This window comes from Campylobacter sp. 2018MI34 (assembly GCF_016598975.1).
GTDB lineage: Bacteria > Campylobacterota > Campylobacteria > Campylobacterales > Campylobacteraceae > Campylobacter_D.
The window spans coordinates 1-405 of record NZ_JAENKS010000221.1 but is presented as its reverse complement, the minus strand read 5'-3'; the positions used below and the strand labels follow the sequence as shown (position 1 = coordinate 405).

The 405-nt window shown below is 54.3% G+C and carries 1 rRNA gene; it reads left to right on the top strand.

The window, feature by feature from the left end:
* A 23S ribosomal RNA gene (locus JG676_RS08550) occupies positions 1-405 on the top strand; the annotation flags it as partial.

Genomic DNA, 405 nt, shown 5'->3' with positions numbered 1-405 from the left:
GCGAAGCGACGTCAAAGCGTATACAAAGTCGAGTCGGTTTAAGGATACGTTCGTTGGGTAGGGGAGCGTTCTGTAAGCCTGCGAAGGTGGCCTGTGAGGGTTGCTGGAGGTATCAGAAGTGCGAATGCTGACATAAGTAACGATAATGCGGGTGAAAAACCCGCACGCCGGAAGACCAAGGGTTCCTGTCCAACGTTAATCGGGGCAGGGTGAGTCGACCCCTAAGGCGAGGCCGAAAGGCGTAGTCGATGGGAAACAGGTTAATATTCCTGTACTTGGTGTTACTGCGAAGGGGGGACGGAGAAGGCTATGTTAGCCGGGCGACGGTTGTCCCGGTTTAAGCATGTAGGCGGAGGCTCCAGGTAAATCCGGTACCTTTTTAACGCTGAGGTGTGATGACGAGGC